The sequence below is a fragment of the Sinorhizobium numidicum genome, assembly GCF_029892045.1.
Lineage (GTDB): Bacteria > Pseudomonadota > Alphaproteobacteria > Rhizobiales > Rhizobiaceae > Sinorhizobium > Sinorhizobium numidicum.
Map to the genome: position 1 here is coordinate 935,569 of NZ_CP120368.1, position 16,610 is coordinate 952,178.

The following is a 16,610-nucleotide window of genomic DNA, read 5'->3' on the forward strand; positions in this document are numbered from 1 at the left end:
GTAAGTTAACCGCGGCCGGGAAGCAGAACGCAGTCGTACGCCTGTTTCTTCAGCCTTGCACAGGCAGCGGCGGCGGCCTCGCGGCTGGCAAAGCCGACAAAGCGTGCACGATAGAACCTGTTCGCGCCCTTGCCGACCGCTTCAGTGGTAGGCGAAGCTTTGGCGAGGGCACCGGCCGCCACAGACCGGGCTTTCGCAAGAATTCTGCGCGCTCCTTCCTCAGTCGGCGCCGCCGAGACCTGAATCTGCCAAAGGCCGATTGCCGGCCGCGATGGCGTTGCGGCGAGCTCCTCCGTTTCGACCGCAGATTCGGCGGATGCCGCAATGACCGCCGCCACGGCATCTTCGGTCGGCCGCGGCGGAGCGGCATAGGGCAGTGAAACGCCTGGCAACGTTGCTATGGCGACCGCGCCGCGAGGCGCAGCTGCTGCGACGTTCGCTTGCGCGGCTCTGCCCAGGTGCTGGTCAAGGAGGGCGGCCATCCTGTTGTCGCGGCTTCTCGCTGTGCGCCCGCCGAGAACCACACCGATGATGCGACGGTTGCCGTCCTGGACGGCGCTGACGAGATTGAACCCGGAAGCATTCGTATAGCCGGTCTTGATCCCGTCCATGCCGTTATAGCGGTACATCAGATTGTTGTGGCCGCGGATCGTACGGCCGCGGAATTTGAAACTCCGCGTCGAGAAGAGGCGATACTCCTGCGGGAAGTCCCTCATGAGCGCCACGGCGAGCGTTGCCATGTCGCGCGCGGTCGTCATCTGCTGGCTCGCCGGCAATCCCGATGCGTTGACGAAGACGGTGCGCGTCATGCCGAGACGGCGCGCTTTCGCTGTCATCATCTGGGCGAAGGCCGGCTCGGATCCGCCCAGCTTTTCGGCCACAGCCGCCGCCGCGTCATTGGCCGAATGGATGATCATGCCGTAAACCGCCTCGCGGACGGTGATGGCATCGCCAGCCTTGAGGCCAAGCCTGGTCGGCGGCTTGCGCGCAGCCTCCCTCGACATAGGCACCGTCGTCTCCCAGCCGACCTGGCCGCGATGAAGCGCTTCGAAGGTCAGGTAGAGCGTCATCATCTTGGTCAGAGAGGCGGGATAGTTCGGGGTGTCTGCGTTCTCGGCGGCAAGGATCTTTCCGGTACGGGCGTCGAGAACGAGAGAGGCACTGCCGGCAAGCGCCGATGTGGCGGCGACGAGAAAAGCGACCACCGCCGCGAAGGCAAATTGCAAGTTCTTCATCGAAATCCCCCCACTGGATCCGCGGAGCCCCTGGCGCGTGACCCGTTTCATAATGTGACAAGCGTGGCATTGTCGCAACATTGAGGCCGAAAATCGATCGGTACTGGAATTTTTAATGGCTTGATAAACATTGGATGAATCAAACGCCGATTCAGCAAGGCTTAACCCCCCGCTGCCAAGCTCCGCCTTGACAACGCGGCGGGGCGAGTGGTTTTGCGCGTGCCCCGCGTCTTACCTCCGGAAAAGTCGATCGCAATGAGAATGAGCTTGGCCTGCTTCGAACAGAATCATCGCCGTGGCGGGACAGCGGAAAACGGATGAAACAAGGCCTCGCGCGGATGGTCCGCAACAATATCAAGCGCGCCGTCATTGCCGGCGGACTCAATGCTGCGCATGTTCTTGCGCGCGCGGGCCTGATGGCGGGCGCGCGCGGGCGTGGTGCGGTCTTTACCCTGCATCATGTTCGCCCCAAGTTGGAGCGAGCCTTCGATCCTAACGCGCATCTGGAAATCACACCCGGATTTCTCGAGGACACCATCCTGGCTTTGGAGCGCGGCGGCTACCGCTTTGTCCCGCTGGAAGATCTACCCGGATGTCTCGTCTCGGCCGACGAGCGGCCATTCGCCTGTTTCACCCTCGACGACGGCTATCGCAACAATCTTGAATACGCGCAGCCCCTGTTCGAGCGGTACGGCGTTCCATTCACAATCTTCGTAACCGCCGGCTATGTCGATCGTACCCACACGCTTTGGTGGGAAACGCTGGCCGATTTACTGTCTGTGCGCCGCGAGGTGCGTTTCGATTTCGGCGCGGGCGCGGAGACTTTGGCGACCGGCACCCTCGCGCAAAAGCAGGCCGCATTCGATCGTGTCGCCGCTCATATTCATAGCGCCGACGAGGCAAGTGCCGTTGCCGCTCTAAACAGCATCGCGGCCGAACAGGGAATCGATCCTTACGCGATCACCGAGCGTCTGACGCTCGACGAAGACGGTCTTCGCGCATCGATCAACTGCCCGCTTGCAAGCCTCGGCGCGCATACGATCAGCCATCGTGCGGTGGCTAGGCTGAGCGATGACGAGGCGCGTCGCGAAATCTCGACATCGGCCGCACGCGTCGAGGCGATCGCCGGACGTCGACCGCTGAGCTTCGCCTACCCTTACGGCTTTCGGCCGACGGTCTCGCCGCGAGACCACCGCCTGGTCGCGGATTTCGGCTTTGCGGTCGCGGTCACGACCGAGCCGGGCACGCTTTCATCCGGCGCCAATCCGCATGCGTTGCCGCGGATTTCGCTCAACGGCCACTTTCAGAATACGCGCCACGTAGCTGCCCTCGCTTCGGGCATTCCGTTCCGACTTGTCGCGCGATAGCCGCTCGACCCGGCGTCAGGGGTACATCCGCGCTTTCGACCAGCCTCCTTCCGGCACCTGACGGCGGAACTCGACGCGATCATGCAGCCGGAATGGCCGATCATGCCAGAATTCGATCGAGATCGGACGGATGCGGAAGCCGGACCAATAGTGGGGCCGTGGAATTTCGCCGATCGCGTGGCGGGCGGTATATTCGGCGACCGCTTTTTCAAGCGCAAAGCGGCTTTCAAGCGGACGGGACTGTTTCGAAGCCCAGGCGCCGATGCGGCTGCCGCGCGGCCGGCTCCTGAAATATTCGTCCGCTTCTTCGTCGGAGACGATTTCGACGGGGCCGCGCAGACGCACCTGGCGGCGCAGCGATTTCCAGTGAAAACACATGGCCGCCTTGCGCGTCGCAAGAATTTCGCGGCCTTTCTGGCTTTCGAAATTGGTGTAGAAAACGAAGCCGCGCTCGTCGAATCCCTTGAGCAGAACCATACGCACATTCGGCAAGCCGTCGGGATCAACGGTCGCAAGCGCAACCGCGTTGGGGTCGTTCAACTCGCTCTCCTCAGCGTCCTTCAACCATGTGCCGAAAAGGGAAAAGGGTTCATTTGCTTCCGTGAAGTCACCGGTTATTAACTCGTTCGCGGTCATATTGCCTTCCAATGCCGTGTGTCTGGCGCGGGGACGCTTCGGGATGAGCCCGACTGGTGTTTCCGCATCGAAAAATGTCAGAGCCTGCCTGCGAACTTTCTCGCGATACGTGCGGCTCTGCCGAGTCTGACAGGATTGCCGTGCAAGACATATCAAAGTGGATCGATGGCAAGAAGGGTTTTTCCTTCGCGTTGCTGCGAAGCGCAGCAATTTGCCTGACAATTCTCGTTCTCCCGGGATGCATGGGTACGGGCCTTGACCTCTTCGGCAGTTCCGGCGTCGACCGCTCGCTCTCGACCGGCACAGTGCCGGTTGCGAAAACGTCGGATGGTCTTTCCGACGCTGTAGCCGTACGCAATGCCGTGACCTCCGCCGATATCAGCCAGAGCGGCACCAACGCAATCCCGTGGGCGAATGCAAGGTCCGGCAGCGCCGGCGTCATCAGCAGCATCCAGGAGGATCGCGCCTCCGGCATGCTTTGCCGCCGCTTCACGACGACGCGGCATTCCTATGAAGGCATCGCCAAGTTCGACGGCAGCACCTGCCAACTCGGAAATGGCGAATGGTACCTTACGAGCTTCGGCCCCCGCGGCTGAACCACCGGCGGCTGAAATAGGCGGTTAACCACGTTGTCTCAAAGCGGCTGACGGGCGTTCGAAACCGTCAGCTTCAACCGGCCATGCGGCGGAGGACTAACCGATATTTAGCAACTTCTCCGGATCATCGCCCGGAAAGAGGCGATCGCCGGCTCTCCCACTCGTCGTGGAGAGGGGAGCTAGCGGGGAGAGAAACCGCCGGTCAAAGAAGATGGTACCAAGCCATGCGTGATCCTTACGCAATCCTCGGCGTGCGTCGCAATGCCGGGCAGGAAGAAATCAAGGCCGCCTGGCGGTCCGTCGCCAAAACAGTTCATCCGGATCGCAATCAGGACGATCCGCTGGCTGCGGAGCGTTTCGCCGAAGCCGGTAGAGCCTATGAACTCCTGCGCGATCCCGTGCTCAGAAACCATTACGATCGCGTGCGCCGCGAGGCGGAACTGCGCCGCATGGAGGCGATGAAGGCGAAGATGCGCGGCCCGGAGCCTACCGAGGAGCCGGTTGGCGCCGAGACGGCGGAGGAGGCGATTTCCCGGATCTTCGGGGTCGAGCCGCAGCCGGGATCGCCGGCCTCAAGGCCGAGGCCCTCGCGGGCAGTCGAAAGACCCGAGCCGGCGACGAGTGCCAAACCGGAAGCGGGCGCTGAGCCGAAACAGGAGGAGCCTTCGCACCCGGAGGCGGCAATTGTGCGGCGCTCTGCCGCGCCGGCGGCCGATATCGTCGCCGCTATCGTCCGGCGTATTCGCGGCCGTATCGCTAAAACCGCGGAGAAGGTTCCGGACCTTGCGGTCGACGTGCATGCGACCCTCGAGGATGTCATCAACCGGACGCGCCTCGCAGTCGAACTGCCCGATGGCGAAACGATAAAGATCACGGTCCCGCCCGGCGCAACCGACGGGCAGGCGATCCGTTTGAAGGAACAGGGATACCGCGTCACCGGGATGACGCGCGGCGATGTCGTCGCGACGTTGCGAATTCGACAGGACGGGCCGTTCCGAACCCATGGACTGGACCTCCTGACGACGCTGCCATTGGACCTGCAGAATGCAGTGCTGGGTTGCGAGACCGTGATCGAAACGCCAAACGGACCGGTCGCCGTCGCGGTGCCCGCCTGGTCGGGATCGGACAAGGTAATCCGTATTCCAGGAAAGGGACTGCGCGGTGCCGACGGGGAAAGCGGCGATTTGCTTGTCGAACTGCGGCTGATGCTGCACGAAAAACCGGATGGCAAAGTGACTGATCTGATGCGATCGCTGCGAGACGGCCTCTATTTGTGATGGATTTTTGACAAGCTGAACCAATATTACGGGGACTAACAGTTCCTGATCCGCACCGCGCTTGAACCGCTGTGACGGCTATGCCATAGGCAATGCTCGACAATTTGCCGCACCCGCACGGGGCCGGTTCGGCGTCATTGACATTCATGAACTCTCGCATCGGCGGCGGCTGGTGCAGGCAGACAGTATTGGGGACATTCCATGGCTCAGACATCGGGTCTGATGAATGGCAAGCGCGGCGTTATCATGGGCGTCGCAAACAATCGCTCGATTGCATGGGGCATCGCGAAGGCTTGCTCGGAAGCTGGCGCTGAAATTGCGCTGACGTGGCAGGGCGATGCGCTCAAGAAACGCGTCGAACCGCTGGCACAGGAACTCGGTGCCTTCATGGCCGGCCATTGCGACGTAACCGACCTCGCCACCATCGACGCCGTCTTCTCGACGCTCGAAGAGAAGTGGGGCAAGATCGACTTCGTCGTGCACGCCATCGCCTTCTCCGACAAGGATGAACTGACGGGCCGCTACCTGGATACGAGCCGCGATAACTTCGCGCGCACGATGGACATCTCCGTTTATTCCTTCACCGCCGTCGCTGCGCGCGCCGAGCGCATCATGAACGATGGCGGCTCGATGTTGACGCTCACCTATTACGGCGCCGAAAAGGTGATGCCGCATTATAACGTCATGGGTGTTGCCAAGGCGGCGCTCGAGGCAAGCGTGCGCTATCTTGCCGTCGACGTCGGCAATCGCGGCATCCGCGTCAATGCGATCTCGGCAGGCCCGATCAAGACGCTTGCCGCCTCCGGCATCGGCGATTTCCGCTATATCCTCAAGTGGAACGAATACAATGCGCCGCTGAAGCGCACCGTTTCGATCGAGGAGGTCGGCAACTCGGCACTGTACCTGCTTTCCGACCTCTCGAGCGGCGTCACCGGTGAAGTCCACCATGTCGATTCCGGTTATCATACGGTCGGTATGAAGGCGGTCGATGCGCCGGATATTTCCGTTCTGAAGGACTGATTTCCTTCATTGCTGGAAAGGCGGCAATGACGGCTGGCCCGGAGTGAACACTGTGCTCATCTACATGGTTCGCCACGGACAAACGGACTGGAATGCAGAGAGCCGTCTTCAGGGGCAAAAGGACATTCCCCTCAACGAAACCGGTCGCCGACAGGCGACCGAAAATGGTCTCGCTCTAGCGAAAGTTCTCGCGCGAGATGCCGTCGGTTTCGACTTCGTGAGCAGCCCGCTCGGACGCACGCGCGAAACCATGGAGCGCCTTCGCCGCGCAATGGGACTTGATCCCTTCGCCTATCGTACGGACGAACGGTTGAAGGAGGTCTCCTTCGGCGACTGGGAGGGCTATACGCTCCCGGAACTGAAACGCGAGGTGCCGGGGCGGATCGCCGAAAGACGGGCGGCCAAATGGGATTTCATTCCCCCCGGTCCCGATGCGGAAAGTTATGAGATCCTGTCCTGGCGCGTAGGCGCCTGGCTCAAGGATGTGGCGCGACCCACCGTCTGCGTCAGCCATGGGGGCGTCATCCGCGCGCTCTTCAAACTTCTTGGTGAAATGAGTGCCGATGAGGCGGCCACCGCCGCCATTCCGCAGGACAGGTTGTTGAAGATCGCCGACGGCTCCATTGGCTGGCTTTGAACGCGGGGACCGCTCCCGAAGTCAACATCGATGAGGCCCGGAGAGGGAAATTTGGACGTCCGTATTGGCTCGAAGACCTACTGGACGATTTCCAGATCATTGATGACGCGTTTGCCGTCGACCTCGGTATAGAAGACGAGAACCTTGACGCCCGCCTTCAGTCCTTCGAAATTGAATTCCTCGGGTGCCTGATAACTCTTGCCATCGTCCAGCGACAGGCTCAGCCGGTCCGTGTCCACACTGGTTATCACGGCCTCGACATCGGCGCTTTCGGCATGCGCGGAAAGCGGCGAAAGCAAGCCAGCGGTAGCCATGAGCGCGGCAATGACAAATCGCATCTTTCTTGCCCTCTTCCATGATTCTGCGAATATTCTTGTCATCACCCTTTGATCCCCGATTGTGGCAAAAGTAGCCGTATAACCGCAGCTTTCGGCACACCGCCGATCGTTTCCCGAAACGTGTGGCCGGCTTGATCGGAGAGTGAATGCGGGCGCGGCGAATTTCAAGCAACCAAACCGTGAACACGCTCACGACGTGCTTTGACGGCGGGCGCTATCACCAGGTTTTCCAAGGAAATTTCGCGAAAGCCTATCTTAAGACTCCAACGCTACGGTGCTCGGCGGATTGGGGAAAAACCAGTGATCATTGCCGTTCTGCGTCATCACATCCGCACGGTCGCCAAACTTGCAAGACCGTCGCTCATTCCGGCGGCTATCGCCGGCATGGTCGTCTTCATGGGTGGGTATGTATACGAGCGTCAGAATCGCGAAAATTTCCGCAACGAGCTGAAGATTAATGTTGAAGGCGAACTGAACCTCATAGCCAGCCGGCTCCACGCGGAAATCAATGCGAACATTGCGGCACTGAACGGAATCGCGAATGGGCTGGCGATCCGCCCGGATATGACGCCGGAGGATGTCGACGGGCTGGCCAAGAAGCTGCTTCAGCAGAACCCGCTGATGGTGCGCATTTCGGTGGCACAAAGCGGAGTGGTCGGTTTGGCTTTTCCAAAAGCCAGCCAGGAATGGTTCATCGGGACGGACTTCAACAAATTCCGGACTACCCGCATGGCGGTGGAGCGGGCGGCTTCGGCCGTGAAGCCGGTCATTGTCGGACCCGTTCGCCTGCCGACCGGCCGCAGCGGCTTCGAACTCTTCCTGCCTGTGTTCTCCAAAACGGAAGGACATAGCGGCCTCTGGGGTTTCGTCGAAGCGGTTCTTGACGATAAGGCGCTTTACCGGGCGGCCCACCTGTTCGAGGAACGCGACGAGCGCGCCGAAAATTTCGGCGCCCATCGGCATGTCGATCTACGTCTTTCGATTCGCGACATTTCCGTCAGCGACAATGTTCAGGACGCGTTTCTCGGTGAGGACGAAGTCTTTCGGAGCGCGCCGGTCGTTCGTGAGCTACATCTGCCTGGCGGCATTTGGGAACTGGCAGCAGTCCCTGCCCGAGGCTGGACGCAGGAGCCTGAAAACGGGGGAGACATCAGGCTGGCAATCGCGGCCGCGGTTGCCATCGTCGTCATTCCCATCCTGTTGACCGGCGGCCTCGTCAATGAGCGGCAGCGCAATATCGCCAGGTTGAGGGCGCGCGAAAGCGAAGTGATGGCGCTTTCGCACCGCCTCAAGCTTGCGCTCGATGCCTCGAAGATCGGCATATGGGAAATCGACATAGAGACACAGGAACGGTCCTGGGACGACCGCATGTTTCATCTGCACGGGGTTGCGCATGACGGCCGTGAACCCAGTTATGACGAGTGGCGTGCAGCCGTGCACCCGGACGACATAGCCGCCGCTTCGATGACGCTGTTCCGCAGCCTTGGAGCGGGCATCGAGTATCGTTCGCAGTATCGCGTCGTGCTGCCGGATGGCAGCATACGCCACATCCGCAACGTCGGTTCCGGCCACGACGGCGCCGACGGTCGAGCCAAGATTACCGGGATTAGCTGGGATGTTACCGATGATGTCTTGAAGAACGAACGGTTGCGGGCGGCCAAAGAGCAGGTCGACCTCCAGAACTTGGAGTTGGAACAGGCGCTGAAAGAGCTGTCGGAGCGGGAACAGGAACTGGAGAGACTTACGCGGAGGCTCGACCTCGCGCTCGATTCCTACCGCTGCGGTTTGTGGGAAGCCGATCTCGACGAGAATGTGATCTATTGGGACGAGCGAATGCACCAGCTCTATGGTCTTGTCTACGTTGACGGCAGGATTCCCAGAGACATGTGGCTGCAAACAGTACATCCGGAGGATCGGCCGCAAGTGGTCAAGAATATCCGCCAGGCTGTCGTGACCCGCGACGCCTATCAACAGCAGTCACGCATCGTGCTGCCCGACGGTACAATTCGGCACGTGCGGTCCGTCGGAAAGTTGCATCAATCACCAGAGGGCCAGAAGAAACTCATCGGCATCGCCTTCGATGTCAGCGACGACGTGTTGCTCACCGAACAGTTGCGGGCCGCCAAGGCCATGGCCGATGTGAAGAATGCGGAGCTCGCTCACGCCAAGGATCGCATCGAGCACAATGCTCTCCACGACCCGCTGACGGGTCTCGGCAACCGCCGCATGCTCGACAGGGTGTTGGAGCAGCTGTCGGCGGCGAGCGCCGAAACACCGGACAGCATCGCCATTCTTCATATCGATCTCGATCGCTTCAAGCAGATCAACGATACGCTCGGACATGCGGCGGGCGATGCGATGCTCGTCCATGCATCGGAGATCTTGCGCTCTAGCATCTCGGCGAATGACATCGTCGCACGCATCGGCGGCGATGAGTTCGTTGTGGTGATTTCCGGAGCACCCGAGGACGGCGCGCTAGCAGCCCTTTGCGACCGCATCACCGCGCAGATGCGCCAGCCGGTCGATTACAACGGCTTCTCCTGCCGCTTCGGCGTCAGCATAGGGATTGCCGTTGCACGTGGATCGGCGGTGGACGCGCGCAAGCTGCTTGTCAATGCCGACATTGCGCTCTACCGAGCCAAGAAAAATGGTCGCAATCGGCATCAATTCTTCACGCCGATGCTACAGGCCGAGGTGGTCACCACCAAACGGATTGCCGACGAAATCCTTGAAGGCATCGAACGCGACGAATTCGTTCCCTGGTATCAGCCGCAGTTCGATGCCTCGACGCTTGCGCTCTCCGGTGTTGAGGCGCTGATCCGCTGGCAGCATCCGCGCGAGGGCATTCTCACTCCCGATCGATTCCTGCGGATCGCCGAAGAGCTGAACGTGACCGCCGTGCTCGATCGGTTGGTTCTCGAAAAGTCGCTGGCCGACCGGATGCGCTGGACGGCGGCGGGCCTCAGGGTTCCGAAGATTTCCGTCAATGTTTCTGCCAAGCGCCTGCAGGAAAGGGATCTGCTCGCCTCGCTCGAAGGGCTCAGCATCGTGCCCGGTCAAATCTCGTTCGAACTGGTGGAGTCTATCTTCCTGGACGAAAGCGACGACGTCGTGACTGCCAACATCGATGGGATCAAGAAACTCGGCATCGATATCGAGATCGATGATTTCGGCACCGGACACACCTCGATCGTCAGTCTCCTGAAGATCAAGCCGAAGCGGCTGAAGATCGATCGCCAACTCGTTGCGCCGGTGCTTGGGGCGCGGACGGAACAGGCGTTGGTGCGCTCCATCATCGATATCGGCCGATCACTCGGCATCGAGACCGTAGCGGAAGGTGTCGAGACGATGGCGCATGCGGAAATGCTCGGTATCCTAGGCTGCGATCTTCTGCAGGGATATGCCTTCTCCAAGCCGCTGAGCAGCGAGAATTTCCTGGCCTTCGCAAGCAATCAGGGATTCCGCTTGGCCTCTTGACGGGCGCTTTGACTGGCAAGTGTCGGGTCGCCGCAGCACTTTGAATTGCTGTATGGTTTTGTCCTTAAATCGGTTCCGATTTAAGCAACCATGCAGTAAGAGAGGGCACGCGCATTTTTGCACGGTCTTGGAGCGGGATGAGGAACGCAAGCGTTCCCGTGCGCATGCCGCTCTGATTTATAGGAAGCAGTGCCGTCATGTCCCACAATACCTTCGGTCATCTTTTCCGCGTCACCACCTGGGGCGAAAGCCACGGCCCGGCGCTCGGCTGCGTCGTCGATGGGTGCCCGCCGGGAATCCGCTTCACGCTCGCGGAACTCCAGTTGTGGCTGGACAAGCGCAAGCCGGGGCAATCCCGCTTCGTCACGCAGCGCCGCGAAGACGATCTCGTAAGAGTGCTCTCCGGCGTGATGCTCGACGAGGACGGGGAGACGATGATCTCCACGGGTACGCCGCTTTCGATGATGATCGAGAACACCGACCAGCGCTCCAAGGATTATTCCGAGATCGCCAAGCGTTATCGTCCGGGCCATGCCGACTATACCTACGATGTCAAATACGGCATTCGCGACTATCGCGGTGGCGGCCGCTCTTCGGCGCGTGAGACGGCGGCGCGGGTCGCTGCCGGCGGCATCGCGCGCAAGGTGGTGCCCGGGCTTGTCGTGCGCGGTGCGCTCGTGCAGATCGGCAAGCATAAGATCAACAGGGCCAATTGGAACTGGGCGGAAGTAAGCAACAATCCATTCTTTGCTCCGGACCCGGCGATCGTCCCCGTTTGGGAAGAATATCTCGACGGCATACGGAAGGCTGGCTCTTCGATCGGCGCCGTCGTTGAACTGGTCGCCGAGGGCGTTCCGGCAGGCATAGGCGCGCCGATCTACGCCAAGCTCGATCAGGATATTGCCGCAAATCTGATGTCGATCAACGCAGTCAAGGGCGTCGAGATCGGCAACGGCTTTGCCGCGGCCGAAATCAGCGGCGAAGAAAACGCCGACGAAATGCGCGTCGGTCCCGGCGGGGAACCGGTCTTTCTCTCCAATAACGCCGGCGGTGTCCTCGGCGGTATCGCGACCGGCCAGCCGGTCGTCGCGCGTTTCGCGATCAAGCCGACCTCCTCCATTCTGACCGAGCGTCGTTCGATTGATAGCGACGGCAAGGAGGTCGACGTGCGCACCAAGGGGCGCCACGATCCCTGCGTCGGCATTCGGGCCGTGCCGATCGGCGAGGCCATGCTTGCCTGCACGATCGCCGATCATTACCTGCGCGACCGGGGTCAGACCGGACGGCTGAAGTAGTAGTTTGCGGAGTTGAAAGATGTCCTATGATCAGAAGCGTGTCGTCGATGCCATACGCGCCTTCGAGGCGGGCGAGATCGTCGTTGTTACCGATGACGGCGGCCGCGAGAATGAAGGCGACCTGATCGTCGCAGCCGTACACTGCACACCGGAAAAGATGGCCTTCATCGTGCGCCATACCTCCGGTATCGTCTGCACTCCGATGCCACGCGAAGAGGCAAAGCGTCTCAATCTGAATGCCATGGTGGCCGAGAACGATTCCGCCCACACGACCGCCTTCACGGTCTCCGTCGATTTCAAGCACGGAACCACGACCGGTATTTCCGCCGACGATCGGACGCTGACGGTGAGAAACCTCGCCAACCCGAATGTCGGACCGAGCGATTTCGTGCGGCCTGGCCATATCTTCCCGCTGGTAGCGCGCGAGGGCGGCGTTCTGATGCGTTCGGGTCATACCGAAGCCGCCGTTGATCTCTGCAGGCTCGCGAGCCTGCCGCCGATCGGCGTCATCTCAGAACTCGTCAATGATGATGGGACGGTGATGCGCGGCCCGCAGGTCGAAAGCTTCGCCGAAACCCACGGCCTGAAGCAGGTGTCGGTCGCCGACCTCATTGCCTACCGCCAGCGCAAGGAAACGCTAATCGAAAAGGGCAATTGCTTCGAGATCGACACGCCCTACGGCAAGGCGAAGGGTCACGCCTATTCGCTGCCCTGGGATCCGATGCAGCACCTTGCCGTCGTTTTCGGCGACATTCGCGACGGCGTGGACATACCGGTCCGCCTCCACCTCGAAAACGTCGGGGCGGATGTTTTCGGCAACGATCGCCAGATCGATCACATCATGAGGCGTATCGCCGGAGAGGGCAGGGGGGTCATCGTCTACCTCCGCGAGGGATCGGTCGGCGTCGGCGTTTCGCAGACTGCACGGAAGGGCAAGCACGAACGCGAAGTTCACTCTGAAGCCCAGGCACGCGAGAGCGAATGGCTGGAAATCGGCCTCGGCGCACAGATCCTGAAGGATCTCGGCATCACCTCGATCCGCCTCATCTCATCCCGAGAGCGTCATTATGTCGGCCTGGAGGGCTTCGGCATCAAAATCGCCGCGACCGACATTCTGTAAGTGCAGACTTTAAGGCGCAGTCATAAAGAAAACCGCGCCTCACAGCGCGGTTTTACTCATTCCGAGGGGTATGCCGTTCAGGGCAGGGCGTCGTAGCCTTCGCCGAATCCCTTGAGGTCGACTGGAATGCCGATCCCTTCCTCGGGTGATTGGAACACGATGAAGGTTGCCGTTGCTCCCGCCCGGAAGGTCTTCAGGAGTTCGTCCTCGAGCACGACCTCGGCGTAGCAGCCATCGGAAAAGCAGCGCACGAAATAGGCACGGCCGATATCCTTGCCGTCGACGTTGAGGCCAAGGCCGTTCGGCAGAAGCACGCCGAGCGGCGCCAGAACACGAAGAATCTTCGCCTTGCGATCCGCCGTCTTCAACACCACGACCGAGAGACCGACCTCCGGCCTGTCCTCGGCGATGACGTTCTGCATCAGCGCGCATTGCTCCGCCGACGCACCGGCGGGCTGATCGCAGACGATCGACCACGCACCGTGGTTGGACTTTACCGTCCCGGGCGTTCCGCCGGATTGCTGGGCCATGCTTGCGGTGGGGAAGACGAAGGCGGCAATTCCGAGCGCAGCCAGGACCGGCAGCCGGGAGAAGAGGGACAGGCCCATGTAAACCTCAAAACGTCGAATCATTGGGCTATTCTTGAAGTGCGCTGGGATAAATGAAAAGCCCTGCTGTCTACATTCCAGCGCCATATGGCCGAAATTGGGCCCCGCGTCGATGGGTCGGCGTAGTAGGAGGCCCGTTTTCCGCTCAATTTGTCGGGCGAGCACGCTTAGCGATCAGGAGTTGACCGCTCATGCACTCGAGGCGGACAGCAGCCCTAACGCAATTCAGACGGTGGCGCGAGGGTCGTCTGTGCGAAAAATCCGCTTTGTGCAAAAATGCCGCACGGGGTTAATTGGACAGATGTTGCGGCGCTGGTCAAACTGTGGTTTGAAGCGCTGCAGTATCGCAGGGATTCTGCTTTCCGGTTTGATCCTGATCAAGCGCATTGGGGAGACACATTGTGAAAAACAAGGCCTACGCAGTTCTGGCAGCGCTTGCCTGTCTGCTTTTTGCTTCGAGCGCCTTTGCTGACCAGCCTGTCGAATGGCAGACGAGTCTTCAAGCGGCTGCAACGGGCATCATGGAAGAAGTCACGTGGTTTGAGCGTTACACACTGTGGTTCATCATTCCGATCACACTCTTTGTTCTCCTGCTGCTGATCATCGTGGTGGTCAAATTCCGCGAGAGTGCCAATCCGATTCCCTCAAGGACAAGCCACAACACCCTGATCGAGGTCCTCTGGACCGTCGGTCCGGTCATCGTTCTGCTTTTCCTTGCTATTCCGTCCTTCCAGCTTCTGACCGCACAGCTCACGCCGCCGCAGAACCCCGATCTGACGGTAAAGGCGACCGGCAACCAGTGGTACTGGTCCTATGAATACGAAGTCGGCGAAAATCCGCTTTCCTTCGACAGCCTGCTCTTGAAGGACGAGGACCGTGCAGGCCTCGGCAAGGAAGACAAAGGCGCGTATCCGCGCCTTCTCGCCGTCGACAACGAGGTTGTCGTGCCGGTCGGCAAGACCGTTCGCATGCTCGTGACGGCAGCCGACGTGATCCACGCCTTCGCCATGCCGGCCTTCGGCTTGAAGATCGACGCGGTGCCCGGCCGTCTCAATGAAACATGGTTCAAGGCTGATCGCGAAGGCCTCTATTACGGTCAGTGTTCCGAGCTCTGCGGCAAGGATCACGCCTATATGCCAATCGCCATCCGTGTTGTCGCGCAGGATAAATACGATGCCTGGCTCGCGGCTGCCGGAACCAATCTCGGCGAAGCGAACAAGGCGCTCATGGCGTCTATCGATGGCGCGGCGAAGGCCGTTGACGTCGCCGCAAACGCCGCACAGTAATCGGAAGGGGAGCTCGACCCATGGCTGGCACAGCCGTTCATCACGATCACCGTCATGATCACTCCGATCATGGCCATGCAGACCACGCGCACAAGCCGCTGACGTTCTTCCAGCGCTGGTTCCTGTCCACCAATCACAAGGACATCGGCACGCTCTACCTGATCTTCGCGATCATCGCGGGCATCATCGGCGGCACGCTGTCGGTCTTCATGCGCGCTGAGCTGCAGGAGCCGGGCATTCAGATCTTCCACGGTCTGGCGCAGATGGTCTACGGCTTCGAGGGCGACGCTGCCATCGACGGCGGCAAGCACATGTTCAACGTATTCACGACGGCGCACGCGCTGATCATGATCTTCTTCATGGTCATGCCGGCGCTGATCGGCGGTTTCGCCAACTGGATGGTGCCGATCATGATCGGCGCGCCGGACATGGCCTTCCCGCGCATGAACAACATCTCGTTCTGGCTGATCGTGCCGGCCTTCCTGCTCGTGTTGCTTTCGATGTTCGTCGAAGGTCCGGCCGGTGCCTACGGCGCCGGCGGCGGCTGGACGATTTATCCGCCCTTCTCGACCTCCGGCATGCCGGGGCCGGCAATGGATCTCGCAATCCTTGGCCTTCATATTGCCGGCGCCTCGTCGATCCTTGGCGCGATTAACTTCATCACCACGATCCTGAACATGCGCGCGCCGGGCATGACGCTGCACAAGATGCCGCTTTTTGCCTGGTCGGTTCTGATCACCGCCTTCCTGCTGCTGCTCTCGCTGCCGGTTCTGGCAGGCGGCATCACCATGCTGCTCACCGACCGCAACTTCGGCACGGCATTCTTCGCTCCGGAAGGCGGTGGTGACCCGATCCTGTTCCAGCACCTGTTCTGGTTCTTCGGTCATCCGGAAGTATATATTCTGATCCTGCCGGGCTTCGGCATTGTCAGCCACATCGTGTCGACCTTCGCGCGCAAGCCGATCTTCGGCTATCTCGGTATGGCCTACGCCATGGTCGCAATCGGCGCCGTCGGCTTCATCGTGTGGGCGCACCACATGTACACGGTCGGCATGTCGCTCGACACGCAACGCTATTTCGTCTTCGCGACGATGGTCATCGCGGTTCCGACGGGCGTCAAGATCTTCTCCTGGATCGCGACGATGTGGGGTGGCTCGATCCGCTTCGCGACTCCGATGGTCTGGGCAATAGGCTTCATCTTCCTGTTCACCGTCGGCGGCGTCACGGGCGTTCAACTCGCCAATGCCGGCCTCGACCGCGCATTGCACGACACCTACTACGTTGTCGCCCACTTCCACTACGTGCTTTCGCTCGGCGCCGTCTTCGCGATCTTTGCGGCCTGGTATTACTGGTTCCCGAAGATGAGCGGCTACATGTATTCCGAGTTCATCGGCAAGCTGCATTTCTGGGTCATGTTCGTAGGCGTGAACCTCGTCTTCTTCCCGCAGCACTTCCTCGGTCTCGCGGGCATGCCGCGCCGCTACATCGATTATCCCGATGCTTACGCCGGCTGGAACATGGTTTCCTCTTACGGCTCCTACGTCGCCGCCGTCGGCGTGCTGATCTTCCTCTACGGTGTCGCCGAAGCCTTTGCGAGGAAGCGGGTCGCGGGCGACAATCCGTGGGGCGAGGGTGCAAACACGCTCGAATGGCAGTTGTCGTCGCCGCCACCGTTCCATCAGTGGGAGCAGCTCCCGCGGATCAAGTGACGAGCAACG

The 16,610-nt window shown here is 60.7% G+C and carries 14 protein-coding genes; 10 read left to right on the forward strand and 4 right to left on the reverse strand.

Annotation, left to right across the window (positions count from 1 at the left end; translation table 11 throughout):
* Nucleotides 1-5: 5 nt before the first annotated feature.
* Complete coding sequence (locus PYH37_RS15530) at nt 6-1,235, reverse strand: D-alanyl-D-alanine carboxypeptidase (RefSeq protein ID WP_280735813.1); 1,230 nt, start codon at nt 1,233-1,235, stop codon at nt 6-8.
* 317 nt (nt 1,236-1,552) lie between these two features.
* On the opposite strand from PYH37_RS15530, the gene PYH37_RS15535 reads away from it, so the two are divergent.
* Nucleotides 1,553-2,602, forward strand: coding sequence for a polysaccharide deacetylase family protein (locus PYH37_RS15535; protein ID WP_280735814.1), 1,050 nt, complete (start codon nt 1,553-1,555; stop codon nt 2,600-2,602).
* A 15-nt stretch (nt 2,603-2,617) separates the two neighbouring features.
* On the opposite strand, the gene pdxH is transcribed toward PYH37_RS15535, so the two are convergent.
* Nucleotides 2,618-3,238: a pyridoxamine 5'-phosphate oxidase gene (gene pdxH / locus PYH37_RS15540; RefSeq protein ID WP_280735815.1), complete on the reverse strand. Its 621-nt coding sequence runs from the start codon at nt 3,236-3,238 to the stop codon at nt 2,618-2,620.
* A gap of 140 nt (nt 3,239-3,378) precedes the next feature.
* On the opposite strand from pdxH, the gene PYH37_RS15545 reads away from it, so the two are divergent.
* The 4 genes from PYH37_RS15545 (at nt 3,379) to PYH37_RS15560 (ending at nt 6,768) form a co-directional block, all read left to right on the forward strand.
* Nucleotides 3,379-3,834 (forward strand): RT0821/Lpp0805 family surface protein, encoded by a 456-nt coding sequence (locus tag PYH37_RS15545; RefSeq protein ID WP_280735816.1) that lies wholly within the window; start codon nt 3,379-3,381, stop codon nt 3,832-3,834.
* A 224-nt stretch (nt 3,835-4,058) separates the two neighbouring features.
* Entirely contained in the window at nt 4,059-5,111 is a 1,053-nt protein-coding gene (locus PYH37_RS15550) for a DnaJ C-terminal domain-containing protein (protein ID WP_280735817.1), read from the forward strand.
* A gap of 201 nt (nt 5,112-5,312) precedes the next feature.
* Complete coding sequence (gene fabI, locus PYH37_RS15555) at nt 5,313-6,131, forward strand: enoyl-ACP reductase FabI (RefSeq protein WP_280735818.1); 819 nt, start codon at nt 5,313-5,315, stop codon at nt 6,129-6,131.
* Between the two features lie 52 nt (nt 6,132-6,183).
* The gene (locus tag PYH37_RS15560; protein ID WP_280736057.1) at nt 6,184-6,768 is read left to right on the forward strand and encodes a histidine phosphatase family protein; all 585 of its coding nucleotides are present in this window, start codon (nt 6,184-6,186) and stop codon (nt 6,766-6,768) included.
* A 77-nt stretch (nt 6,769-6,845) separates the two neighbouring features.
* Here PYH37_RS15560 and PYH37_RS15565 read toward each other — a convergent pair whose 3' ends face one another.
* Nucleotides 6,846-7,106 carry a DUF1344 domain-containing protein gene (locus tag PYH37_RS15565; RefSeq protein ID WP_280735819.1) on the reverse strand — a complete coding sequence of 87 codons (261 nt, stop codon included), beginning with the start codon at nt 7,104-7,106 and terminating at the stop codon, nt 6,846-6,848.
* 300 nt (nt 7,107-7,406) lie between these two features.
* Between PYH37_RS15565 and PYH37_RS15570 the strand changes: the two genes are divergently transcribed.
* The 3 genes from PYH37_RS15570 to ribB all read left to right on the forward strand — a co-directional run bounded on the left by PYH37_RS15570 (nt 7,407) and on the right by ribB (nt 12,998).
* Nucleotides 7,407-10,583: a bifunctional diguanylate cyclase/phosphodiesterase gene (locus tag PYH37_RS15570; protein WP_342394667.1), complete on the forward strand. Its 3,177-nt coding sequence runs from the start codon at nt 7,407-7,409 to the stop codon at nt 10,581-10,583.
* Nucleotides 10,584-10,780: 197 nt separating this feature from the next.
* Nucleotides 10,781-11,878: a chorismate synthase gene (gene aroC / locus PYH37_RS15575; protein ID WP_280735820.1), complete on the forward strand. Its 1,098-nt coding sequence runs from the start codon at nt 10,781-10,783 to the stop codon at nt 11,876-11,878.
* 19 nt (nt 11,879-11,897) lie between these two features.
* Nucleotides 11,898-12,998: a 3,4-dihydroxy-2-butanone-4-phosphate synthase gene (gene ribB / locus PYH37_RS15580; RefSeq protein ID WP_280735821.1), complete on the forward strand. Its 1,101-nt coding sequence runs from the start codon at nt 11,898-11,900 to the stop codon at nt 12,996-12,998.
* Nucleotides 12,999-13,075: 77 nt separating this feature from the next.
* Here the strand turns inward: ribB and PYH37_RS15585 are convergent, their stop codons facing one another.
* On the reverse strand, nt 13,076-13,606 hold the full coding sequence (locus PYH37_RS15585) for an invasion associated locus B family protein (protein WP_280736059.1): 531 nt from the start codon (nt 13,604-13,606) through the stop codon (nt 13,076-13,078).
* A gap of 401 nt (nt 13,607-14,007) precedes the next feature.
* Between PYH37_RS15585 and coxB the strand changes: the two genes are divergently transcribed.
* A complete protein-coding gene (gene coxB, locus PYH37_RS15590; RefSeq protein WP_280735822.1) occupies nt 14,008-14,892 on the forward strand; it encodes a cytochrome c oxidase subunit II in 885 nt (294 codons plus the stop codon).
* Nucleotides 14,893-14,912: 20 nt separating this feature from the next.
* Nucleotides 14,913-16,601 (forward strand): cytochrome c oxidase subunit I, encoded by a 1,689-nt coding sequence (gene ctaD / locus PYH37_RS15595; protein ID WP_280735823.1) that lies wholly within the window; start codon nt 14,913-14,915, stop codon nt 16,599-16,601.
* Nucleotides 16,602-16,610: the final 9 nt, after the last annotated feature.

Bases quoted from the DNA above. Each gene is read 5' to 3' on its own strand.
- PYH37_RS15550 (WP_280735817.1), top strand. From the start codon at position 4,059: ATGCGTGATCCTTACGCAATCCTCGGCGTGCGTCGCAATGCCGGGCAG.
- ctaD (WP_280735823.1), top strand. From the start codon at position 14,913: ATGGCTGGCACAGCCGTTCATCACGATCACCGTCATGATCACTCCGAT.
- PYH37_RS15565 (WP_280735819.1), bottom strand. From the start codon at position 7,106: ATGCGATTTGTCATTGCCGCGCTCATGGCTACCGCTGGCTTGCTTTCG.
- PYH37_RS15585 (WP_280736059.1), bottom strand. From the start codon at position 13,606: ATGGGCCTGTCCCTCTTCTCCCGGCTGCCGGTCCTGGCTGCGCTCGGA.
- pdxH (WP_280735815.1), bottom strand. From the start codon at position 3,238: ATGACCGCGAACGAGTTAATAACCGGTGACTTCACGGAAGCAAATGAA.
- fabI (WP_280735818.1), top strand. From the start codon at position 5,313: ATGGCTCAGACATCGGGTCTGATGAATGGCAAGCGCGGCGTTATCATG.
- PYH37_RS15535 (WP_280735814.1), top strand. From the start codon at position 1,553: ATGAAACAAGGCCTCGCGCGGATGGTCCGCAACAATATCAAGCGCGCC.
- ribB (WP_280735821.1), top strand. From the start codon at position 11,898: ATGTCCTATGATCAGAAGCGTGTCGTCGATGCCATACGCGCCTTCGAG.
- aroC (WP_280735820.1), top strand. From the start codon at position 10,781: ATGTCCCACAATACCTTCGGTCATCTTTTCCGCGTCACCACCTGGGGC.
- PYH37_RS15530 (WP_280735813.1), bottom strand. From the start codon at position 1,235: ATGAAGAACTTGCAATTTGCCTTCGCGGCGGTGGTCGCTTTTCTCGTC.